Source organism: Anaerococcus cruorum, from assembly GCF_046365495.1.
In the GTDB taxonomy this organism is placed as follows: domain Bacteria; phylum Bacillota; class Clostridia; order Tissierellales; family Peptoniphilaceae; genus Anaerococcus; species Anaerococcus cruorum.
Genome location: NZ_JBGMEH010000003.1, coordinates 215,485 through 237,272, shown reverse-complemented (window position 1 = coordinate 237,272; position 21,788 = coordinate 215,485). Strand labels below are relative to the sequence as shown.

Genomic DNA, 21,788 nt, shown 5'->3' with positions numbered 1-21,788 from the left:
ATGAAACATATAGAATTAAATAATATTTCTAAGTCTTATGGTAATAGAAAAATAATAGATGATTTATCATTTTCAATAGATGAAAATGAGATAGTAGCGATAGTTGGAAAAAGTGGTTCAGGCAAATCAACTCTTTTAAATATGATTGGACTTTTAGAAACTTATAATAGTGGAGAGATTTTACTAAAAGGAGAAAAACTTCCTAATCTTAATAGTAAAGAAGCTACGTTATTAAGGAGAAATGAAATAAATTATCTTTTTCAAACAAATGCTTTGATAAATGAAAAAACTGTTAGAGAAAATCTTTTAGTTGCTATGGAGTATGTAGATATAAAAGATGAAGAAAAATCTACAAAAATAAATGAAATTTTAGATAAGCTTGATATCTTAGATATAATAGAGCAAAAAATAAATACTATATCTGGAGGAGAAGCTCAAAGAGTGGCCTTGGCTAGATGTGTACTAAAACCAGGAGATTTAATTTTGGCAGATGAACCAACTGGCTCTTTAGATCCTATTATGAGTGATGAAGTTTTTTCTATACTTTTAAATTTAAGAAGTGCCTATAATAAAACTATATTGATTGTAACCCATGATATGGATATAGCTAAAAGATGCGATAGAATTATAGATATAAATAAATAGTAAATAAAAAATTCCATTTTATTATAAATGGAATTTTTTTATGAATTTAAAGGTGAAAACTCTGTTGCTGTATAAAAACTTTTTCTCTTACCTATGCCAAAAACTGATATTTCTACCTCTGGATAGTTCATAAGCAGGGAATCAAGTTTTGGATCATAATAAGTGGTTACTATCTTGGAGTATTCTTTTTTTAATTTATCTTCATTAGATCCCTTTTGACTTATTTTTAACTTTATAGATCCTAAATCACAGCAACCCATTCCTCTTTCGATATCTTCTCTTATAAAGATTTTTTCTATATTATTTTTCTTTATATAATCTCTTGCTTTTTTTGTATATATAAATCTCATTTTGTATCCTTTAAAAAAGGGGGAGAATAGTTCTCCCCAATTTTTATTTTAATTTAATATTATATTTGCAATTCTATCTTGATTCTTACGAGCTTTTCTAACTGTTAATACAGCTATTACTATACTAATTATTGCTCCTAAGATATATGCAATGTTATAATCTGCACCAAATCCTACTCCCTTATCAGAAATAATAAAGGAGAATACAATAAATGCGTAGAACAATTCTGGTACTAAGGCAATCCAGTAATTACCATTATTATTTAATAAATAGCTTGTTGCAGTTGCTAGTGCGAATATTGCCACTAATTGGTTAGTAAAGCCGAAGTATCTCCATAATAAGTTAAAACCATTAGGGTCATTTTTAGCCCAAACAAGAATTAAAATAGCTGGAATAAATAAAACGGAAGCAACAGCGATTCTTTTTGCTGGAACTTTTTGGTCTATGTTAAGCTCTTCAGCAACGATAAGTCTTAGTGATCTAAATGCTGTATCTCCTGAAGTAATTGGAAGAACGATTACTCCAATAATGGCAAGAAGTCCACCAATATTACCCATAAAGTATTTAGAAATTTCCCCTACCATTAAGGTTGCTCTTGTATCTAATGGAACGATTCCTTGTGAGAATATTACCATAGCTCCAGCAGCCCAAATCATTGCGATGATTCCTTCAGCAATCATTGTTGAGTAGAATGTTGCTCTATTTTCTCTTTCACTTGCAATAGTTCTAGAAACTAATGTTACTTGAGAACCGTGGAAACCAGATAGAATACCGCATGCAACTGTAATAAAGAAAGCTGGAATAAATCTTTGACCTAATGGGTGTTCGCTAAAATATCCTGCTCCAGCGAATTCTAGATGGCTAGCACCTTTTGTAAGTACCCCAATAAGTACACCAAATGCGGAAATAATTAGAAATGCACCAAATAATGGATAGATTCTACCGATAAGTTGATCGATTGGAAGAACAGTTGATAGGATATAGTAAGCAAAAATAACAGCATATATAATCCAAATACCCTTTGATCCATCACCTAGGCCTAAAACATCGTTTGCCAGTAAGTCCCCAGGAGTGTAGACAAAAACAGTTCCTGTTAAAAGAAGTAAGATTCCTATTACAATATTGTAAACTTTTCTAGTAGCGTTACCTAAATATTTACCAACAAGTCTTGGAACTTGGGCACCACCATTTCTCATGGACATAGTACCTACTAAAAGATCGTGAGTAGCTCCTGCTATAACACAGCCGATAGGAATTGCTAAAAAGGCAATTTTTCCAAAAAGTATACCTTGGATAGGTCCTAATATAGGGCCAGTACCTGCAATATTTAATAGGTTAATTAGCCAGTTTTTCCATTTTGGCATAGCAACAAAATCAATACCGTCAGCTTTTGCAACAGCTGGTGTTGGTCTATCATCTAATTTTAGTTGGCCTTCTACATATTTGGAATAAAAATAACCGCCAACTAGAAGGATGAAAATACCAATTAAGAATAATATCATATAAACCTCCTAATAAAAAATATGTATTATTTAGCTATATTATAAACTTTTTAAGATAATAAAAGCAAATTTTTTGTAAAAAAAATATCAAATGTTTTTATAAAGCTATCTTGTTTTAAATTTATTGATTATAGCAAGCTTTGCAGTATAATATTTTTATCAAAGAGTGGGGCAAGTTATCCGCTCTTTTAATATGTAGAGCCAAAGGATGGTAAAATGGATTTAATAACAACCCTTAAAAAAACCTTTGAAGAAGATATAGAAAACTTAGGATACGAATTAGTTGATATAGAGTTTAAAACTACACACGAAGGTAAGACACTAACCTTCTTTATTTATAATGAAGATGGGATAACAATCGATGATTGTGAGAAGGTAAGCACCTACTTAGATGAAAAATTAGATGAACTAGATTTAGTAAAAGGTCATTACTACTTAGAGGTAAGCTCACAAGATTTATCAAGACCTTTAAAAACTGATAGAGATCTTGAAAGAAATGCAGGCGAGCCTTTAAAAGTAATTCTAAAAAATGGCCAAGTTTTTATAGGCTTTATAGAAGAAATAAAAGAAAATAGCCTTGTTTTTGATGTAAATGATAAAGAAAGTCTTGAAGTAGAAAAAGAAGATATCAAACAAATAAAAATAGAAATTGTATTTTAAGGAGAACTGATGAATGAAGAGTTTATACTAGCCTTAGAGGAGCTGGAAAAAGATAAAAATATTGATAAAGATGTTATCTTAGATGCACTTGAAAAAGCTCTTGTAAAAAGCTATCAAAAAAATTATGACAATGCAGAAAATGTAGATGTTATAGTAGATAAGCAAACAGGAGATATAGAAGTATTTGCCCTAAGAGAAGTAGTTGATGATGTAAATGATAATATCAATGAAATTTCTCTAAAAGAAGCAAAAGAAGAAATTGACAGCAACCTAGAAATAGGGGATGTAGCAAGAATAAAAATTGCTCCAAAAAACTTTGGTAGAGTTGCAGCACAAACTGCAAGAAATATTGTAATCCAAAAAATAAGAGATGCCCAAAGAGATTCAGTTTATGGTGAATACCTAGACCGTGAAAATGAAATGATAACAGGAACTATCCAAAGGCAAGATAACTACAATCTTTATGTAAATCTTGATAAAATCGAGGGCATAGTTCCACTTAAAGAACAAGTGGTAAATGAAGAATATATTCCAAATGAAAGAATGAAATTTTTAATAAAAGATGTTAAAAATTCATCCAAAGAACCACAAATTATCCTTTCTCGTTCTAGTGAAAATCTAGTAACAAGACTTTTTGAACTAGAAGTTCCAGAAATAACTGAGGGGGTAATAGAAATATATTCTCTAGCTCGTGAGGCAGGATCTCGTACAAAAATTGCGGTCTTCTCAAACGATGAAGCAATAGATCCAGTAGGAGCTTGCATAGGCTATAAAGGCTCTCGTGTAAATTCAATAGTAGAAGAACTGCAAAATGAAAAAATAGATATCATAAACTATAACAAAGATATTGAAGAATTTATATCAAATGCCCTATCTCCAGCAGATATTATAGAAGTTTTAACAAATGAAAAAAATAAACAATCCTTAGTAGTAGTAAATGACCAACAACTTTCCCTAGCAATAGGTAAGGAAGGTCAAAATGCAAGGCTTGCTGCAAGACTTACAGGCTGGAAGATAGATATCAAATCAAAAGAAGACTTTGATAAGATGACTGATGAAGAAATTGATGAAATTTTAGGATTAAATCAAGAGAATAAAGAAATTATGATAGATGAGGAATTAGTCGAAAATCCAGATGAAATAACTGATCAGATGGCTAGTGAAGATAGAGAAATCATAGATGAAGCAAGCGATGATTTATCTGATGAAGAAGTAGAAGATATCACAAGCGATACATTAGAAGAACTTTATGATAAAGAAAATGATTCTTTAACTAGTCAAATAGATGTTGATGAAAGTCAACTTGAAGATGTATATACTGATGAATCTGACCTTGTACCACACAGGGAAAGTGATGATGAAGATGAGGATCAGTAGAAAATGAAAAAAACAAAAAAGATTCCCCAAAGAAAATGTATAAATTGTGGCAATCTTTATGATAAAAACGACCTATTAAGAGTTGTAAACAACAAAGAAGTAGGCGTTGTAATAGATGAAACAGGAAAACTAAACGGACGCGGAGCATACATTTGTAAAAATAGTGAATGCCTAGCTGATGTTAGGAAAAATAATAAGCTCAATCGTGTATTTAAACAAAAAATAGATGATAAACTTTACGAGGAGTTAGAAGCTTATGAAGTAAAATGAGGTGAAATAGATGGCTGATAAAATTAGAGTTTACGAACTAGCAAAAGAACAAGGAATGCCAGCAAAAAAAATGGTTGAACTTTTAAATGAGGAATTTGGACTAGGAATAAAATCTCATATGTCAAGTGTAAGCGGAGATGACCTAGAGCTAATAAAGGAATTCTTCACTGAAAGCTCAAATGATGATGAGAAAACCAATCAAAAAGAGCAAAAAAAAGAACAATCAAATAAGGAAACTCAAAAAGAACAAAAAGCAAATATGAAAAAAAATAATAAAGTAAATTACGATGAGATGGATGATTACGATGATGATGAAAGCATGCACGGATCAAAACAAAAAATCGGTAAATCAAATAAAGTAAAAAATAAAGCTAAATCAAAGAAAAATTTCGACAATGACGATAATGAAGATTTTAATCCAAACAAATCTAACAAAAATCGTAAGAAGAAAAATAGAAAATCAAAATCTAATAAGGCAAACAACCAACCAGCCAAAGAAAATAATGAAAATGGCAAAATAGAAATTCCAGAAGTAGTTACAGTAAGTGCCTTTGCAGAAAAAATTGGCGAAAATTCTAATGCTGTTATTGGTAAATTAATCCAACTTGGAGTAATGGCAGGCCTTAATGACACTATTGAATTTGAACAAGCAGAATTAATTGCTATGGACTTTGGTAAAGAAATTAGCTTAGAACAAGAATTTTCTGCCATAGAAGAGCAAGAAATTGATCTAGATTATGAAGATAATGAAGAAGATTTAATAACACGTGCACCAGTAGTTTCAGTAATGGGTCACGTTGACCATGGTAAAACTTCTATATTAGATGCAATTAAAAATACCCGCGTAACAAGTGGTGAAGCTGGTGGTATTACCCAACATATCGGTGCTTATTCTGTAGATTTAAATGGTAGAGCAATCACATTCTTAGATACTCCAGGCCACGAAGCCTTCACAGAAATGAGAATGAGAGGGGCTCAGTCAACAGACATTGCAATCCTAGTTGTAGCTGCAGATGATGGTGTTATGCCACAAACTGTAGAAGCTATTAACCACGCAAAAGCTGCTGAAATTCCAATAGTAGTTGCAGTAAACAAAGTAGATAAAGAACAATCTGACCCAAATAGAGTAAAACAAGAACTCATGGAATATGGTCTTGTTTCAGAAGATTGGGGTGGAGATACAATCACAGTTGATGTTTCTGCAAAAACAGGCCAAGGCATAGAAGAATTACTAGAAATGGTTCTACTTGTTGCAGAAATGAGAGAACTAAAAGCAAATCCAAACAGGGATGCTGTAGGTCTAATCATTGAAGCTCAACTTGATAAGGCCCGTGGTCCAGTTGCTACAGTTTTAGTACAAAAAGGTACTCTACATGAAGGAGATAATGTTCTTACAGGATCAGCTTCAGGTAGAATTCGTGCAATGTTTGACTCTAAAGGAAATGCTATCAAAGAAGCGGGCCCATCTGTTCCAGTACAAATCTTAGGTTTATCAGATGTTGCAGAAGCTGGGGATAAATTATTTGCGGTAGAAGATGAAAAAACTGCAAGAGCCTATGCAGCACGTGCAGAAGAGCAAAAAAGAGAAGAAAGACTTATGGCCAAGGGAGCTAGCCTTGAAGATTTATCAGGCGAAGCTGCCGAAGGTGAGTTAAAAGAATTAAATGTAATAGTAAAAACAGACGTAAGAGGTACTGTGGATGCTGTAAGCCAATCACTTTTAAAACTATCAAATGAAGAAGTAAAAGTTTCAGTAGTTGCAGGTGCTGTTGGTGGTATTACAGAATCAGATGTATTATTAGCCCAAGCTTCAAACGCAATTATTATCGGATTTAACGTTCGTCCAACTCAAGGAGCAATGGAGAGAGCTAAAGATAATAATATTGAAATAAGAACTTATAGCGTAATCTATGAAGCAATTGAAGATGTAGAAAATGCTATAAAAGGTATGCTTGATCCAGAATTTGTAGAAGAAGTACTAGGTCGTGCAGAAGTACGTGATACATTTAAAGTACCAAGTGTTGGTACAATTGCAGGTGTTATGGTAACAAGTGGTTCAGTACCTAGAAGAGCAAAAATCAGACTACTTCGTGATAACGTAGTAATTTTTGATGGGGATATTTCATCAATGAAAAGATTTAAAGATGATGCCAAAGAACTTGCTAACGGCTATGAAGGTGGTATCGGTTTAAATAGATTTAATGATATAAAAGTAGGCGATGTTATGGAAGCCTACGAAGTAGTCGAAAAAGAAAGAGACTAGAATGAGAAAAATTAGAACTGAAAGAATTGGAGCAGAAATCCAAAAAGAATTATCAAAAATAATTAGAGATGATTTAAATGATCCAAGACTATCAGATACAGCAACAGTTTCAGTAATAGAAGTAAGGGTCACAAACGACCTTTCTTTTGCTGATTGCTATATATCAGTACTAGGAGATAATGGAAAAAAAGAAGATGTCCTAGATGCTCTAAATCAAGCAAAAGGGTATATAAAAATGCTAATTGGAGATAGGATGAGACTACGTTCCATGCCCGAATTTAGATTTAAATTAGATGAATCTATCGAATATGGGGCATACATGGAAAAACTTATCAAAGAAACCATTGCAAAAGATGAGAGGGCTCATAAAGAAGATGACAATTAGTAGAGAAAACTTAGAACAATTAAAAAGTCTAATCGATCAGGCAGATGAGATCGGAGTAGTATCCCATGTAAATCCAGACGGAGATAACTTGGGATCTTCTTTGGGTCTAGCTCGTGCATTAAGAAATTATGGAAAAGATGTAGAAGTTTTAGGTCATGATACTATTGATAATTATTTAAAATTTTTACCTGATTTAGAATATTATAAAAATGACTATAAAGATTCTTATGATTTATTATTAATCTTAGATGCTTCAGAATTTGACCGTATAGGTGATGCTCAACCAGTAGCCCACAATTCTAAAAAAACTGCAGTAATTGACCACCATTTAGGCGGTAAAATTACTTCAGACTTAAATATTATCCACCCAGATGCTCCAGCTACATGTCAATTAGTTTATGAAATAATTAATAAACTAGACCTACCCTTAGATGAAAAAACAGCAGGCCTCTTGTTTACAGGAATTGTAACTGACACTGGTAGGTTTATGTATTATGATACGAATCGTGAAACCTTCGATGTTGCTGGAAAGTTAATAGATGCTGGTGCCGATAAAGATTTTATTTACCAAGCCTTATATCAAAATAAGCCAATAAAAACTTTAAAATTTGAGACAGATTTAATTGCTAATGCAGAATTTATTGAGAATAAAGTTTTTGCCATAGCTTCTAAAGATAAGGTAGATGAATTTGGCGTACAAATGGGTGATAGTGAGCATGTTGTAAATATCCTAAGAGACCTTGAAGGTATAGAAGTGGCTATGCTTTTAAAAGAATATGATAATGGAGAATATAAAGTATCCATGAGATCTAAGGGGATTGACATTGCAAAAGTAGCCCGCGAAAATGGCGGTGGAGGCCACGTTAATGCTAGTGGTTTTTCTATATTTGATGATAGCCTAGAATCAGCAGCTAAAAAAGCTTATGAAATCCTTAAAAATATATAATGATTAGTGGAATTTTAAATATAAACAAAGAAGTGGGCATATCTTCTAATAAATGTGTCAGCCTTGTAAAAAAAGCATTAAATACCAAAAAAGTGGGACATACTGGAACCTTAGACCTAGAAGCAAGTGGAGTTTTACCAATAGTAATTGGTAAGGCAACTAGGGTTTCAGACTTTTTAATGGATGAAAGAAAAGAATACATTACAGAGGCAATTTTTGGTAAAAGAACGGACACCCTAGACTATGATGGAGAAGTAGTAGAAACTTCTGATGTAACTTTTACTAGAGAAGATTTAGAAAAAGAAATGGAAAATTTCATAGGAGAGATCACTCAAATACCACCCATGTATTCAGCTATAAAAGTAAATGGCCAAAAACTTTATGATTTGGCTAGAAAAGGTATAGAAGTGGAACGTAAAAAACGTCAAGTAAACATCTATTCTTTTAAGATAGTTGATTTTAATTTTCCAAAGGCTACTTTTAAAATCACCTGTTCAAAGGGCACTTATATTAGAACACTAATCGACGATTTAGGTGAAAATCTAGGCTCTTTTGCTTATGTAAATAGTTTGACCCGTTCTAAGGTGGGCGATTTTTATATAGAAGATGCAATAAATTCTGAAGACTTACTAAATATGAGCAGGAAAGAAGTACTTGATAAATTAAAACCAGTTGATTATGCCCTAAAAACTTATCCCAAAATTATTTTAGACAAGTCTTATTTAAAACAGGCTACAAATGGTATGACTATGGCGGTTAAGAGTATGGATACAAATAGCCTACATAGGGTTTATGTAGAAAATGAATTTATAGGCCTAGGCAAAGCCCACAAAAGTTGTGACAAATATTTTCTAAAAATGGAGAAAGTATTTTATGAAAAATAATATAAAAATTTATGACCTAGATAGGGGCATGACTGATTTTGAGCCCAAGGCCATTGCCTTGGGTAATTTTGATGGTATCCATATAGGTCACCAAAAATTAATCAAAAAAAATATAGAGCTTGCCCATCAACTTAATTTGGTCCCTTCAGTTTTACTTTTTAAAGAAAATAGTAAAAAAACTTTGATAGATGAAAAAGACTATTTAACAAGTTTAGATGACAAAATAGAAATCCTTGCTCAAATGGGCTTGGATACCTTTTGTATTCTAGAATTTGATGAAGAATTTAGATCGCTTAGTCCTAAAGACTTTATAGCTAAGATTTTGTATAAAAAATTAAATACTAAATATATAGTTGTAGGAGAAGATTATCGCTTTGGCAAAAATGCTATGGGAGATATTGAAAAATTAAGGACCTTGCAAGATGAATTTGCCTATCAAACAAAAGTAGTTGATTTTGAACTTGATAATGGAGAAAAAATCTCCTCTGGTACTATAAAAAATCTTATAAAAAACGGTGATATAAATAAGGCAAATACTTATTTAGGTAGGCCTTATAAAATTAGAGGAGAAGTAGTAGATGGTCATAAAAGAGGCCGTACGCTAAATTTCCCAACAGCAAATCTAAAAATGAATTTTTCCTATACCATTCCTAAGGATGGAGTATATTTAACCCGCGTTAATGTAGGAGGCAAAAATCACTTTGCCCTAAGCAATGTAGGTTCAAATCCAACTTTTGAAAATGACTTTAGAAAAGTAGAAACATATATTCTAGATTTTAATGAGGATATATACGGGGAAAACATCGCAATTGAGTTTTTAGAATTTTTCCGTGACGATATGAAATTTGACTCAGTTGATGATCTTATTAAGCAAATGGAAATGGACAAAAAACAAGCGATTGATATGATAAATAATAAGTATTTGTAAGCTTTACAAATGCTTTTTTTATTGGTATAATACCTTAGGTACCTTGGCTTTGTAAACGCAACCTCGACTTTTACACGGTCAAAGGCATATAAACATATAGGAGGAAAATTATGTTATCACAAGAAAAAAAGACAGAACTTATTAAAGAATACCAATTAGAAGAAGGAGACACAGGTTCTCCAGAAGTACAAATAGCTATTTTAAGCTACAGAATTAAAGATTTAACAGAACACTTAAAGGCTAATCCAAAAGACCACTCATCAAGAAGAGGACTTTTCAAAATGATTAGACGTAGAAAAGGGTTATTAAACTACTTAAGAGATAATGATATCGAAAGATATAGAGCAATTATCGCAAAAGTAGGCATCAGAGGTTAGTTGATTGGCGGGGTATTATCCCGCCTTATTTTTTAGGAGAAAAGATGGAGAAACAATATACTTATACATCAAAGCATGGTTATGAGCTTGATGTAACAATAGGAAAATTTGCAGAACAGGCTAATGGCGAATGTTACATAAAAAGTGGAGACACTTCTCTTTTAGTGACTGCAGTAGCTAGCGAAAAACCAAGAGAGGGAATAGACTTTTTTCCACTAATTTGTGATTTTCAGGAAAAATTATACGCAGTAGGAAAAATCCCAGGTGGTTTTTTAAAAAGAGAAGGTAAAGCATCTGATGAAGCTACCCTTATTTCCCGCCAAATGGATAGACCTTTGCGTCCACTTTTCCCAGAAAATTATTATAATGATGTGCAAATAATTGCCACAGTTTTATCAATGGATGAAGATAATCAGCCAGATTGCTTATCAACAATTGGTGCAAGTATTGCCCTTGGTACTTCAGATATTCCATTTAATGGACCAGTTGGAGCTGTTTCAGTAGGTTTTGTTGATGGAGAATTTGTTGTATTTCCAAATGAAGAGCAAAGAAAAAAATCTGAGCTTGACTTAACAGTTGCTGGTAGCAAAGAGGCTATCAACATGGTAGAAGCAGGTGCAAATGAACTTACTGAAGCACAAATGCTAGAAGCAATGCTAATAGCTCATGAAGAAATAGGTCATATTTCTGACTTTATCCAAGAAATCATTGATGAAATTGGTAAAGAAAAAAAACTAGTAGAAGTAACTGTTCCTTCAGAGTTAGAAGAAAAAATCATAGCAGATTACTCAGAAGATATAAAAGGCTCTATTAGAACAACTGATAAAATGGAACGTGGCGAAGCTATCTTTAATATAGAAGAAGCAGCTAAAGAAAAATACTTAGAAGAATATCCAGAAACAGAAGATGAAATTCACAGAGTAATTGATGAGATTATGAAAAAAGAAGTTCGTCGTATGATTTCTATTGACAAAATTAGACCAGATGGCCGTGATTTAAAAGAAATCAGACCACTTTCAGCTGAAGCGGGTCTTTTACCTAGAGTACACGGATCAGGTTTATTCAAACGTGGACAAACTCAAGTATTATCAGTTACTACTTTAGGTTCACCAGCTGATGTTCAAATAATTGATGGACTTAATCGTGAAGAGATTCAAAAAAGATACATGCACCAATACAATTTCCCACCATTTAGTGTTGGAGATGTAAAACCACTTCGTGCACCAGGCCGTCGTGAAGTTGGACATGGTCACCTTGCAGAAAGAGCTTTAGTACCAGTACTTCCAGATGAAAGTGACTTCCCATATACAATTAGGGTTGTATCAGAAGTTTTAAGTTCAAATGGATCAAGCTCTCAAGCTTCAATTTGTGGATCTACACTTTCACTAATGGATGCAGGTGTGCCAATTAAAAAACCAGTTGCAGGTATAGCAATGGGACTTATCAAAGAAGAAGATTCAATTTCAATTCTTACAGATATCCAAGGCCTAGAAGACCACCTAGGAGATATGGACTTTAAAGTTGCAGGTACTCGTGATGGTATTACAGCCTTACAAATGGATATGAAAATTGCAGGAATTACTCGTGAAGTCCTAGAAGAATCACTAGATAATGCAAAAGAAGCTAGAATGCAAATTCTAGATTTAATAGAATCGACCATTGAAAAACCAAGAGCAGATATATCTGACTATGCACCAAGACTATTCACAATTGATATTGATCCAGAAAAGGTACGTGATGTAATAGGCTCAGGTGGTAAAACAATTAATAAAATTATCGATGAAACTGGAGTAACAATCGAAACAGAGGATGATGGACATATTACAGTTGCATCAACTGATGGAGCAAGTGGTAAAAAAGCAATCGAAATGATTCGTGCCATTGTAACTGACCCACAAGTGGGAGATGTATACACAGGAAAAGTTACTAGAATTATGAACTTTGGTGCCTTTGTAGAAATTGCAATTGGTAAGGAAGGCTTACTTCACATTTCACAAATCGACCATGCTAGAACTGATAAAGTAGAAGATGTCTTATCTGTAGGTGATGAAGTAACAGTAAAAGTTACTGAAATAGATAGACAAGGAAGAATAAATCTTTCTAGAAAAGCTCTATTAGAAAAACCTGAAAGAGAAGATAGAGAAGACTACAAAAATAATTCAAAAGCAGAAGCATGGCCTGCTGATGAAGACCCAAGAAATAAATAATAGAAATTTAATAGATAAGCTGCCATTTTCTGGCAGTTTATTTTTTAGCCTTGATATAATATAATTTATAGTGAGGTAAGATATGGCAAATAGTAAAAATGACAATAGAATAAGAAAAAAATCTACAAGCAAACCTCAAAAAAATAAGAAAAGACCAACAAAAAAAAGAGAGTGGACCTTTAACTTTAATATATTTTCCCTAGTAATGATGGGTCTATCCTTATTTTTCTTTATATTTATACTTTCATCAAATACAGGCAAACTTGGAAATATAGTTACTAGCACTTTTACCAATACATTTGGAAAACTTGCTCTGTTATTTCCTCTTATAGTTTTTATAAGTTTTCTTTTTGCTTATAGGGATAAGTATAAGGTAAATATCAAAAACTTTTTGCTTTTGTATTTGCTATTTACAATGACCCTAGCCTTTATGTCAAAATCCTATGTGAGAAATGATTTAAGTTGGACTATGGATTACAATATTGTAAATGCAAAAGATTCTGGTGGAATATTTGGCGGATTTTTTGCCTATTATATAGTAAGTTTTTTAGGAACTCTAGGTCTTGATATTTTATTTGGCCTTTCTATATTTTTATTTGTAGTAGGCATTAGTCCTATGACTTATGGGGAGTTTTTAATAAAGGTTAAGGACATTTTAATCTATATTGGTGGGCAAACATCTAATTTATTTAGAGGGATTAAAGAAAAAAGAGATGCTTCTTATATCGAAAAAGAGTCTGAGAAAGACAAAGAAGAGATAATTTTAGAAGACAATAAGGACTTAGGAGCAATTCTAGAAGAAAAACCAATAAATACCGAATTAACTCAAAAAGTTTCAGAAGAGCCAGTGAAAGTTGAAACACCTAAGAAAAAACCAATTAAAACCTATGATTTCAAAGAAGATGAAGAAATAGAAGTAAGAAGCTATAAATCAAAGCAAATTGAAATGAGAGATTTAGATGAGTCTTTTAAAAAAGACTTTGATGATTATAACTATCCACCAATTGATCTTTTAGAAGATAGGTCTGATGCAGGATCTATAGATGAGGGCGAAATCAAAGAAAAAGCCCTAGCTATAGAAGAAACCTTAGAAAGTTTTGGCATAGAAGCAAAGGTAGTTCAAATTGACATCGGACCGACTGTAACTTGCTATGAATTAAAACCACAAAGAGGGGTAAAGGTAAGTAAGATATTAAATCTTGCAGATGATTTGGCCTTATCACTTGCAACCAGTGGGATTAGAATTTTGGCCCCTATTCCTGGTAAAAGCCATGTAGGAATAGAAGTACCAAATGATAGTAAAGAAATAGTTGGCTTTAAAGAAATAATATCTACTAGCAAATTTGCAAATGCTAAGTCAAAAATTCCTTTCGCTATGGGAAAATCTATAGCAGGAGATCCTGTAGTATCTGGTATAGAAAAAATGCCACATTTATTAGTATCGGGAGCTACTGGCTCAGGTAAGTCAGTGTGTATCAACACTATAATAATGAGTATTTTATACAAACATTCACCAGATGAGGTAAAACTTTTAATGATTGACCCAAAGGTTGTAGAACTTTCTGTTTATAATGGCATTCCACATTTAATTATGCCAGTAATTACAGACCCTAAAAAGGCTAGTTCATCCCTATTTTGGGCTATTTCTGAAATGGAAAAAAGATACAAGGCCTTCCAAAGATACCATGTCCGTGATATAGAAGGCTACAAAAAGGCAGCAGAATCTGACGAATCTATGGAAAACTTACCATATATAGTAGTAATTATAGACGAGCTTGCAGATTTAATGATGACAGCAGCTAGTGAAGTAGAAGATTATATTATGCGCCTTTCTCAAAAATCAAGGGCCTGTGGTATTCACTTAGTAATTGCAACGCAAAGACCAACTGTAGATGTTATTACAGGTACTATAAAGGCGAACATTCCATCTAGAATATCATTTGCAGTTACATCTCAAACAGATTCTAGAACTATTTTGGATGCAGCAGGAGCAGAAAAACTTTTAGGTAAGGGTGACATGCTCTATGCTTCAAGTGATTCAATGAAACCACTTAGAATCCAAGGAGCCTTTGTCTCTGATACAGAAGTTTTAGATGTAGTTGATTATATAAAACAAGAAACAAAGACCAACTATGACCAAGAGGCCATAGAGACAGTTGAAGAAAATTCTCAAGTAAAAGAAGTCGATGATGAAGATGAATTAATTAATGAGGCAATAAAAATTATTATAGACGAAAATACTGCCTCAGTTTCACTTCTACAAAGAAAATTAAGGGTAGGCTATGCAAGAGCTGGTAGGATAATAGACCAGCTTGAAGAAAAAGGTGTAGTAGGTCCTTATGAAGGTAGTAAGCCAAGAAAAGTTTTAGTAGATAGAACTTACATTGAAGGAGAGCAAGGTGAATATAGCTAATAAAGTTACAGTTTTAAGATTACTTTTAATACCAGTATTCTTAGTCTTATATTATATTTATGGGTCAACTAACAATCTAGCCGCAATAGTTTTTGTGGTGGCATCTCTTACTGATGCCCTAGATGGTCATCTAGCCCGTAGCCGCAATTTGGTAACAACTTTTGGTAAATTTGTCGATCCACTAGTGGATAAAATATTAACTATGGCGGCCTTTGTTGTTTTAGTAGAAGGAAGTATAATACCTGCTTGGGCGGTAATAATTATTATCGCAAGAGAATTGATTATTACAGGTTTTAGAACCCTTGCAGCCGATAAAGGTATAACCATTGCAGCAAGCAAATGGGGAAAGCTAAAAACTACTAGCCAAATGGTGGCCCTAGTATTACTTTTACTTAATAATACTAGTCTAAATCAAATAGGTATTTATGTATTTTACCTAGCAGTAATATTAACTATCATTTCCGGCTTAGATTATATAATAAAGAACAAAGAAGTCTTAGACTTAGAAAATATATAGGAGATTTTTATGGATGATAACAAACAAAAAGCCTTAGACCAAGCCTTTAAAAATATTGAGAAAAAATATGGGAAAGGGTCCATAATGAAAATGGGCGAAGCACCAAAAGTAGCTGTATCAGCTATACCTACTGGAGCTATCAATCTTGATATTGCCCTAGGAATAGGCGGTATCCCAAGGGGTAGGGTAATAGAAATATTTGGACCAGAATCATCTGGTAAAACAACCCTTGCTCTTCATATGATTGCAGAAGATCAAAAAGAAGGAAATATGTGTGCATTTATAGATGCTGAGCATGCTATGGATGCAGAATATGCGAGAAATCTTGGAGTAGATATAGATAATCTTATCCTATCCCAACCTGATACTGGTGAACAAGGATTAGATATAGCAGAATCCTTAGTTCGCTCTGGAGCAGTAGATTTAATTATCATTGACTCAGTAGCAGCACTAGTACCAAGAGCAGAAATTGAAGGGGAAATGGGAGATAGCCACGTAGGTTTACAAGCTAGACTTATGAGTCAGGCCCTAAGAAGACTTACAGGTGTTATTGCAAAATCAAATACTACAGTAGTATTTATCAACCAATTAAGAGAAAAAGTTGGGGTTATGTTTGGTTCACCAGAAACTACAACTGGTGGACGTGCCCTTAAATTCTACTCATCAGTTAGACTTGATATCCGCAGGATAAAAACTATAACTGAAGGAGATAATTCTATAGGATCTCGTACTAGAGTAAAGGTTGTAAAAAATAAAGTTGCACCTCCATTTAAAGTTGTAGAATTTGATATCATGTATGGATCTGGTATTTCAAAATCTGGGGTAATCTTAGATACCGCAGTAGAAATGGATATAGTTGATAAGGCTGGATCATGGTTCTCTTATGATGGAGAAAAACTTGGTCAAGGTCGTGAAAATGTAAAAACATATTTAGAAGAAAACCAAGATATCATGAATGAAATCGAAGGTAAAATCAGAGCAACCCTAAGAGATGATGAAGAAAATCCAGACCTTTTTGAGGATGAAGAAAAAGAGGGTCAACAAAGTCTAGATACAGAATAAAAATAAAAAGTACTGATTAATTTCAGTACTTTTTTATTACAAAAACGATAATTGGTTGCTATTTCTGTTTGATAATTTTGATAAAGAGATGCCTATTAATCTAATATATTCGCCCTTATAAACTTCATTTAATAGATCACTTGCAGCCTCATATATATTTTCTTTCTTGTATATAGGTTCTTGGAAGGTTATAGCACGAGTTGTCGTTTTAAAGTCACTATTTTTAAGTTTTAAATTAACAGTTTTTCCCTGCAAATCCTTATTTGCTAAATCAAACTCGATTTTTTCTGCAATTTCTTTTAAGTAATTATTTAAAATATTAATGTCATTGGTATTTTTCCTAAAAGTTCTTTCTCGTCCCAATGATTTTCTTACCCTACTTGGATTTATTTCTCTTTTATCCTCACCTCTGATAACCCCATAGATGTAAGAGCCTTGTTTTCCAAATAAATCTATCAAAAATTCTTCATCAAGTCTTAATAGGTCCCTTATAGTATAGATACCAATAGTATTTAATTTTTCTACTCCATGTTTGCCCAATCCGTGTACTTTTTTTATATCAAAATCAAGCAAGATATCAGGGACATCTTCCTTATTTATTTCTTTTAAACCATGGGGTTTATTCCAATCACTTGCAAGTTTTGCCAAAAATTTGTTGTAAGAAATACCTATAGAAACATTAATTTGGGTCTTTTTATACACTTCATCTTGGATATGTCTTGCTAAAGCATAAGGATTTTTATTATCTACTTCAAGATAGGCCTCATCTATAGAAACTTGCTCAAAATTTTTGGCATATTTTTTTATAATAGTAAAAACTTCTTCAGATTTTTTCCTATAATATGGATGGTCTACTGGCACTAAAATTACATGAGGACATAGTTCTTTGGCTATAAAAACTGGCATAGCAGAGTGCAAGCCATATTCACGAGCCTTATAATTTGCTGTTGTAATTATTGATTTATTAGTAAGTCCTCCCACTGCAAGAGGATAATTTTTAAGTTTAGGATTTCTAATTTCTTCACACGATGCATAAAAGGCATCGCAGTCTATATGTAAAATATTATTCATATTATCACCTATACTACTATACTTTTTAAATTGTGGGTATAAATAAAAAAAGTGTGAAAGGATGATTTAGATGACTAATTTAAAAGATGATTTAAATGAGGAATATCTAGAAAAGCTAAAAAGAGGCGAAACTATAGTTATTCCTTTGCATGAAGAAAGAGTAACAGTTAGAAAAGAAAAAAAAGTTGTAGAAGAGCTTGTAATAAGAAGAGAAAAATATATAGAGATGCAAACTATTAGAGTTCCAGTTAGAAAAGAGATTATTACAGTTGATGATAGTAAACTAAATTTTGATAATATTGAACAATAAATATAAATATTTGTAAAAATTTAAAAAAATTTTTATATTTATGTTTAATAAAAATTACTAGGGGGTATATACCTACTAGAACAAATTAGACAATAAGTCTAGCAATTAAAAAGGAGATTATAATGGCAAATTTTGAAACATTTAGAACAGAAGATGAACTTTTAGCAAGAATTGATCAACTTAGAGCTCAAGGATTTAGCGATAGCGAACTAGAAGTAATTTCTGCAAATGAATTTGATAATGACAATCTAAGATATTACGGAATTTCAGATAGAGCTAATAGAGATACATTAGACCCAGACTACAACGGAATCTATGCTTACTACACAGGTGAAGATTTAGATCCAACATACTTTGGTGATTTCGGATTTGATAGAAACGTATCTGACGAAGCACTAGGTGCAGTAGAAAATGGTAACTATGTATTAGCTATCGAAAGAGATGGTTTCTTAGATGATCCAGAATATGTAGATGCAGCTTATGAACAAAGAAAAGACTACATCGACAATGATATTCTTGAAAGAGATGACCTATCAAAAAATGAAAAAATTAGACTTCACGAAGAAAGACTAAGAGTAAACAAACAAAGAGTTCAAACTGGTGAAATTGGACTTAAAAAAGAAGTTGTAACAGAAACTCAAGAAATCGAAGTTCCAGTAGAAAAAGAAAGAGTTACTGTTGAAAGACACGCTGTAGAAGGTGAAGCAGTAGATGGATACAACTTCGATGAAACAGCTGATGAAATCAGAATTCCAATCCACGAAGAACAAGTATCTGTAGATAAAGAAGCTTACGTATCAGAAGAAGTAGATGTAAATACTGAAACAGTTACTGAAAACCAAAGAGTTTCTGATCAAGTAAGAAAAGAAAGATTAGACGTTGTTGAAAATGGTGATGTTAAAGAAGTAGATTCAGACGAAGATCACCTATTATAAGATAAAAATTATTTAGCCCAGGCTTAGCCTGGGCTTTTGTTTTTAGCTAGCTATAAGTACGTTATTAGAGTAAAATAAGCCTATGAGAATAGATAAATTTTTAAAAAATTCAAGAATAATAAAACGTAGGCAAGTTGCAAAAGAAGCATGTGAAAATGGCAGAGTATTAATAAATGGAAATGTTGCAAAACCAGGCTCTATAGTAGAAGAAGACGATATAATAGAGATTGCTTTTGGAAAAAGTAACTTAAAAGTAAAAGTAACTGACCTAATAGATGGAGCAAAGAAGTCTACTGCCGGTGAAATGTATGAGGTTATCGATGGCGAAAGCTAAATCATATCAGAGAAGAAGAAAAGCTAAAAATAGAAGGTTTTTATTAACCATATTTTTAGTCCTGCTTATATCAGTAATTTCTTATATCTTTCTAAATAAAATGATGAAGGCAGAAATAAATTCGTTAGATACTGAAATTTCTTCTACTCAAAAAAAGCTAGATGATGTAAACAAAGAAATTACTAGTCTAGAAAAAGACTATGAAATAAGAAATACTGATCAATTTAAGGAAAAAATTGCCCAAGAAAGACTGGGTATGACAAAGGGTAATACTGAAAGTAAACAAGAAGATAAGTCACTAGAAGAAGTTAATGAAAAAAATAATAAAGAAGATAAGTCAACAGAAGAAGATGAGGACAAAAATAATCAAGAAGATACTATAAACAAAGAAAAACAATCAGAAGAACCCTTAGAACCAGAAACAAGTAATGACGATAATCAATAGATTTTTATCCAATATAAAAAAATATAATCTAGTAGAAAAAAATGATACCATAATAATTGGTGCAAGTGGTGGCCCAGATAGCCAATTTTTAATCTACCTTTTTAATCAAATAAAAGAAGAATATAATTTAAATATTATTCTTGCCCACTTAAACCACCTACATAGAAAAGAAGCATCTTTTGATGAAAACCTAGTAAAAGAAACTGGGCAAAAACTAGGTATGAAAGTAGAAGTCAAAAGAGCTAGCATGGATGATTTTGCAAAAGCAAATAAGATATCTGTCGAAGATGCTGGCCGCAGGTTAAGGTATGATTTTTTTAATCAATTAGCCAATGGAAATAAAAATTCTAAGATTGCTATTGCCCATAATATGGATGATCAGGCAGAGACCATGCTATTTCGTATGATAAGAGGTACTGGCTTAGATGGTTTAGCTGCCATGGATTATAAAAATGGCAGGATAATAAGACCAATCTTATCCTTTAAAAAGTCAGAAATCCTCTCTTACTTAGAAGAAAATAATATAGATTATGCTATAGATTCGACAAATTTAGAAAATGACTATACCAGAAATTATATTAGAAATGAGATTTTCCCAAGCCTAGAAAAAATAAACTCTAATGTAAAATCAAACTTTTTTAACTTATCAGACCTTGTAAAAAATGATTTAGAAATCATAGATGAAATTATAGAAGACATATATAAGTCTATTGCGCTAAGTGAAGCAGATACTTATATAAAATTTGATATAAAGGAATTTGAAAATCTTTCTTATAATAAAAAGTCTAGAATTATTAGAAAAGCTATTTTTAAACTTAAGGGTGAGATAAAAGATTTATCAAGAGAAAATGTAGATGAATTTATAAGACTTGTGGACCTTGATACGGGTAAAAAAATTATTAAAGATGATATAATTTTTAGAAAAAATTATCAGTCTTATGATTTAGAAATTATTACAAATAAAAAACTTTCTTATAATATTCTTAGCCTTGAACTTGGCCAAGAAATTAATTTTAATGGATATAGTATAAGGGCTGATAAAGTTTTAAAAAAAAGTAGTAATGATAAAAATATAGGATATTTTGACTTAGATAAGATTTCTTTCCCTCTTACCGTTAGGACTAGGAGAAATGGGGACAGATTTAAACCCTTGGGGATGAGTCATAATAAAAAGCTAAAAGATTTTTTTATAGATCAAAAGGTTGATAAAAATATCCGTAATGAAGTTCCTATAATTTTATCAAATGATGAAATAATTTGGATAACAGGATATAGAATATCTGAGGATTATAAGGTTAATAGCAACACAAAAAGTATATTGAAAATAGAGGTGGCAAATGATTAGTGATACAAATGATATAATTGAAAAAGTTTTAATTGATGAAGAAAGTATAAACCTTAGAATAAAAAAATTAGCTTCATATATAAATGATCATTACAAGAATGAAGATACTCTTATAATGGTAGGGATTCTTAAAGGGTCTGTAATGTTTATGTCTGAGCTTGCAAAACATATTAAGGTAGATACAAACCTAGAATTTATGGCAGTATCATCTTATGGAGCAGGTACTACTTCAACTGGAAATGTAAAAATTTTAAAGGACTTGGATACTGATATCAAAGATAAAAATGTATTGCTAGTAGAGGATATAATTGATACAGGAAATACCTTATATAAACTAAAAACTAACTTAGAAAAAAGAGATCCAAAAGATATTAAAATCGTAACCCTACTTGATAAACCAGAAAGAAGAACAATTGATATAAAGCCAGACTGGTATGGCTTTAAGATACCAGATGAATTTGTAGTAGGATTTGGACTAGACTATGACCAAAGTTATAGAAATTTGCCATTTATAGGTGTATTAAAAAGAGAAGTTTATGAAGGATAGGTCATAAGACCTAT

The 21,788-nt window shown here is 32.1% G+C and carries 23 protein-coding genes; 20 read left to right on the top strand and 3 right to left on the bottom strand.

All coding sequences use genetic code 11. The features are described from left to right. A complete protein-coding gene (locus tag ACCQ40_RS04320) occupies window positions 1-645 on the top strand; it encodes an ABC transporter ATP-binding protein (RefSeq protein WP_410032756.1) in 645 nt (214 codons plus the stop codon). 38 nt (window positions 646-683) lie between these two features. Here the strand turns inward: ACCQ40_RS04320 and ACCQ40_RS04315 are convergent, their stop codons facing one another. Further along, window positions 684-995, bottom strand: a complete 312-nt coding sequence (locus ACCQ40_RS04315) for a hypothetical protein (RefSeq protein ID WP_394011910.1) — start codon at window positions 993-995, stop codon at window positions 684-686. 48 nt (window positions 996-1,043) lie between these two features. Then, entirely contained in the window at window positions 1,044-2,498 is a 1,455-nt protein-coding gene (locus ACCQ40_RS04310; protein WP_394011908.1) for a carbon starvation CstA family protein, read from the bottom strand. Between the two features lie 216 nt (window positions 2,499-2,714). On the opposite strand from ACCQ40_RS04310, the gene ACCQ40_RS04305 reads away from it, so the two are divergent. The 13 genes from ACCQ40_RS04305 to recA all read left to right on the top strand — a co-directional run bounded on the left by ACCQ40_RS04305 (window position 2,715) and on the right by recA (window position 16,787). After that, entirely contained in the window at window positions 2,715-3,158 is a 444-nt protein-coding gene (locus tag ACCQ40_RS04305) for a ribosome maturation factor RimP (RefSeq protein WP_394011906.1), read from the top strand. A 9-nt stretch (window positions 3,159-3,167) separates the two neighbouring features. Continuing rightward, the gene (nusA, locus tag ACCQ40_RS04300) at window positions 3,168-4,535 is read left to right on the top strand and encodes a transcription termination factor NusA (protein ID WP_410032755.1); all 1,368 of its coding nucleotides are present in this window, start codon (window positions 3,168-3,170) and stop codon (window positions 4,533-4,535) included. A 3-nt stretch (window positions 4,536-4,538) separates the two neighbouring features. Continuing rightward, the gene (gene rnpM / locus ACCQ40_RS04295; protein ID WP_410032754.1) at window positions 4,539-4,805 is read left to right on the top strand and encodes an RNase P modulator RnpM; all 267 of its coding nucleotides are present in this window, start codon (window positions 4,539-4,541) and stop codon (window positions 4,803-4,805) included. A 10-nt stretch (window positions 4,806-4,815) separates the two neighbouring features. Then, the gene (infB, locus tag ACCQ40_RS04290) at window positions 4,816-7,068 is read left to right on the top strand and encodes a translation initiation factor IF-2 (protein ID WP_410032753.1); all 2,253 of its coding nucleotides are present in this window, start codon (window positions 4,816-4,818) and stop codon (window positions 7,066-7,068) included. Window position 7,069: 1 nt separating this feature from the next. Then, window positions 7,070-7,453, top strand: coding sequence for a 30S ribosome-binding factor RbfA (gene rbfA / locus ACCQ40_RS04285; RefSeq protein ID WP_410032752.1), 384 nt, complete (start codon window positions 7,070-7,072; stop codon window positions 7,451-7,453). Then, complete coding sequence (locus ACCQ40_RS04280; protein WP_410032751.1) at window positions 7,443-8,399, top strand: DHH family phosphoesterase; 957 nt, start codon at window positions 7,443-7,445, stop codon at window positions 8,397-8,399. Before rbfA ends, ACCQ40_RS04280 begins: the two co-directional genes overlap by 11 nt. Continuing rightward, window positions 8,399-9,283 carry a tRNA pseudouridine(55) synthase TruB gene (gene truB, locus ACCQ40_RS04275; RefSeq protein WP_410032749.1) on the top strand — a complete coding sequence of 295 codons (885 nt, stop codon included), beginning with the start codon at window positions 8,399-8,401 and terminating at the stop codon, window positions 9,281-9,283. Before ACCQ40_RS04280 ends, truB begins: the two co-directional genes overlap by 1 nt. Then, window positions 9,273-10,211, top strand: coding sequence for a bifunctional riboflavin kinase/FAD synthetase (locus ACCQ40_RS04270; protein ID WP_410032748.1), 939 nt, complete (start codon window positions 9,273-9,275; stop codon window positions 10,209-10,211). Before truB ends, ACCQ40_RS04270 begins: the two co-directional genes overlap by 11 nt. 110 nt (window positions 10,212-10,321) lie before the next feature. Beyond that, window positions 10,322-10,588 (top strand): 30S ribosomal protein S15, encoded by a 267-nt coding sequence (gene rpsO / locus ACCQ40_RS04265; RefSeq protein WP_410032747.1) that lies wholly within the window; start codon window positions 10,322-10,324, stop codon window positions 10,586-10,588. A gap of 44 nt (window positions 10,589-10,632) precedes the next feature. Continuing rightward, window positions 10,633-12,795, top strand: a complete 2,163-nt coding sequence (locus ACCQ40_RS04260) for a polyribonucleotide nucleotidyltransferase (protein WP_410032746.1) — start codon at window positions 10,633-10,635, stop codon at window positions 12,793-12,795. Between the two features lie 82 nt (window positions 12,796-12,877). Continuing rightward, window positions 12,878-15,208 carry a DNA translocase FtsK gene (locus ACCQ40_RS04255; RefSeq protein WP_410032745.1) on the top strand — a complete coding sequence of 777 codons (2,331 nt, stop codon included), beginning with the start codon at window positions 12,878-12,880 and terminating at the stop codon, window positions 15,206-15,208. Further along, on the top strand, window positions 15,195-15,725 hold the full coding sequence (gene pgsA, locus ACCQ40_RS04250) for a CDP-diacylglycerol--glycerol-3-phosphate 3-phosphatidyltransferase (RefSeq protein ID WP_410032744.1): 531 nt from the start codon (window positions 15,195-15,197) through the stop codon (window positions 15,723-15,725). The genes ACCQ40_RS04255 and pgsA overlap by 14 nt, the downstream gene beginning before the upstream one ends. A gap of 9 nt (window positions 15,726-15,734) precedes the next feature. Then, entirely contained in the window at window positions 15,735-16,787 is a 1,053-nt protein-coding gene (recA, locus tag ACCQ40_RS04245; protein ID WP_394020146.1) for a recombinase RecA, read from the top strand. Between the two features lie 36 nt (window positions 16,788-16,823). Here the strand turns inward: recA and ACCQ40_RS04240 are convergent, their stop codons facing one another. Next, the gene (locus ACCQ40_RS04240; protein ID WP_394020148.1) at window positions 16,824-17,858 is read right to left on the bottom strand and encodes a DNA polymerase IV; all 1,035 of its coding nucleotides are present in this window, start codon (window positions 17,856-17,858) and stop codon (window positions 16,824-16,826) included. Window positions 17,859-17,928: 70 nt separating this feature from the next. Here ACCQ40_RS04240 and ACCQ40_RS04235 point away from each other — a divergent pair, with 70 nt between their 5' ends. The 6 genes from ACCQ40_RS04235 (at window position 17,929) to hpt (ending at window position 21,774) form a co-directional block, all read left to right on the top strand. After that, a complete protein-coding gene (locus tag ACCQ40_RS04235) occupies window positions 17,929-18,168 on the top strand; it encodes a DUF2382 domain-containing protein (protein WP_394011879.1) in 240 nt (79 codons plus the stop codon). Between the two features lie 122 nt (window positions 18,169-18,290). Next, window positions 18,291-19,103, top strand: a complete 813-nt coding sequence (locus ACCQ40_RS04230; protein ID WP_394011877.1) for a YsnF/AvaK domain-containing protein — start codon at window positions 18,291-18,293, stop codon at window positions 19,101-19,103. Between the two features lie 82 nt (window positions 19,104-19,185). Next, entirely contained in the window at window positions 19,186-19,437 is a 252-nt protein-coding gene (locus tag ACCQ40_RS04225) for an RNA-binding S4 domain-containing protein (RefSeq protein WP_394020152.1), read from the top strand. Next, window positions 19,424-19,882, top strand: a complete 459-nt coding sequence (locus ACCQ40_RS04220; protein WP_410032743.1) for an FtsB family cell division protein — start codon at window positions 19,424-19,426, stop codon at window positions 19,880-19,882. Before ACCQ40_RS04225 ends, ACCQ40_RS04220 begins: the two co-directional genes overlap by 14 nt. Continuing rightward, window positions 19,866-21,227: a tRNA lysidine(34) synthetase TilS gene (gene tilS / locus ACCQ40_RS04215; protein ID WP_410032742.1), complete on the top strand. Its 1,362-nt coding sequence runs from the start codon at window positions 19,866-19,868 to the stop codon at window positions 21,225-21,227. Before ACCQ40_RS04220 ends, tilS begins: the two co-directional genes overlap by 17 nt. After that, window positions 21,220-21,774, top strand: coding sequence for a hypoxanthine phosphoribosyltransferase (hpt, locus tag ACCQ40_RS04210; RefSeq protein WP_394011869.1), 555 nt, complete (start codon window positions 21,220-21,222; stop codon window positions 21,772-21,774). Before tilS ends, hpt begins: the two co-directional genes overlap by 8 nt. The last annotated feature ends 14 nt before the right edge of the window (window positions 21,775-21,788 follow it).

Excerpts from the sequence above, each read along its gene's own strand:
- ACCQ40_RS04320 (WP_410032756.1), top strand. The coding sequence starts at position 1 with ATGAAACATATAGAATTAAATAATATTTCTAAGTCTTATGGTAATAGA.
- ACCQ40_RS04315 (WP_394011910.1), bottom strand. The coding sequence starts at position 995 with ATGAGATTTATATATACAAAAAAAGCAAGAGATTATATAAAGAAAAAT.
- ACCQ40_RS04310 (WP_394011908.1), bottom strand. The coding sequence starts at position 2,498 with ATGATATTATTCTTAATTGGTATTTTCATCCTTCTAGTTGGCGGTTAT.
- ACCQ40_RS04305 (WP_394011906.1), top strand. The coding sequence starts at position 2,715 with ATGGATTTAATAACAACCCTTAAAAAAACCTTTGAAGAAGATATAGAA.
- nusA (WP_410032755.1), top strand. The coding sequence starts at position 3,168 with ATGAATGAAGAGTTTATACTAGCCTTAGAGGAGCTGGAAAAAGATAAA.
- rnpM (WP_410032754.1), top strand. The coding sequence starts at position 4,539 with ATGAAAAAAACAAAAAAGATTCCCCAAAGAAAATGTATAAATTGTGGC.
- infB (WP_410032753.1), top strand. The coding sequence starts at position 4,816 with ATGGCTGATAAAATTAGAGTTTACGAACTAGCAAAAGAACAAGGAATG.
- rbfA (WP_410032752.1), top strand. The coding sequence starts at position 7,070 with ATGAGAAAAATTAGAACTGAAAGAATTGGAGCAGAAATCCAAAAAGAA.
- ACCQ40_RS04280 (WP_410032751.1), top strand. The coding sequence starts at position 7,443 with ATGACAATTAGTAGAGAAAACTTAGAACAATTAAAAAGTCTAATCGAT.
- truB (WP_410032749.1), top strand. The coding sequence starts at position 8,399 with ATGATTAGTGGAATTTTAAATATAAACAAAGAAGTGGGCATATCTTCT.
- ACCQ40_RS04270 (WP_410032748.1), top strand. The coding sequence starts at position 9,273 with ATGAAAAATAATATAAAAATTTATGACCTAGATAGGGGCATGACTGAT.
- rpsO (WP_410032747.1), top strand. The coding sequence starts at position 10,322 with ATGTTATCACAAGAAAAAAAGACAGAACTTATTAAAGAATACCAATTA.
- ACCQ40_RS04260 (WP_410032746.1), top strand. The coding sequence starts at position 10,633 with ATGGAGAAACAATATACTTATACATCAAAGCATGGTTATGAGCTTGAT.
- ACCQ40_RS04255 (WP_410032745.1), top strand. The coding sequence starts at position 12,878 with ATGGCAAATAGTAAAAATGACAATAGAATAAGAAAAAAATCTACAAGC.
- recA (WP_394020146.1), top strand. The coding sequence starts at position 15,735 with ATGGATGATAACAAACAAAAAGCCTTAGACCAAGCCTTTAAAAATATT.
- ACCQ40_RS04240 (WP_394020148.1), bottom strand. The coding sequence starts at position 17,858 with ATGAATAATATTTTACATATAGACTGCGATGCCTTTTATGCATCGTGT.
- ACCQ40_RS04235 (WP_394011879.1), top strand. The coding sequence starts at position 17,929 with ATGACTAATTTAAAAGATGATTTAAATGAGGAATATCTAGAAAAGCTA.
- ACCQ40_RS04230 (WP_394011877.1), top strand. The coding sequence starts at position 18,291 with ATGGCAAATTTTGAAACATTTAGAACAGAAGATGAACTTTTAGCAAGA.
- ACCQ40_RS04225 (WP_394020152.1), top strand. The coding sequence starts at position 19,186 with ATGAGAATAGATAAATTTTTAAAAAATTCAAGAATAATAAAACGTAGG.
- ACCQ40_RS04220 (WP_410032743.1), top strand. The coding sequence starts at position 19,424 with ATGGCGAAAGCTAAATCATATCAGAGAAGAAGAAAAGCTAAAAATAGA.
- tilS (WP_410032742.1), top strand. The coding sequence starts at position 19,866 with ATGACGATAATCAATAGATTTTTATCCAATATAAAAAAATATAATCTA.
- hpt (WP_394011869.1), top strand. The coding sequence starts at position 21,220 with ATGATTAGTGATACAAATGATATAATTGAAAAAGTTTTAATTGATGAA.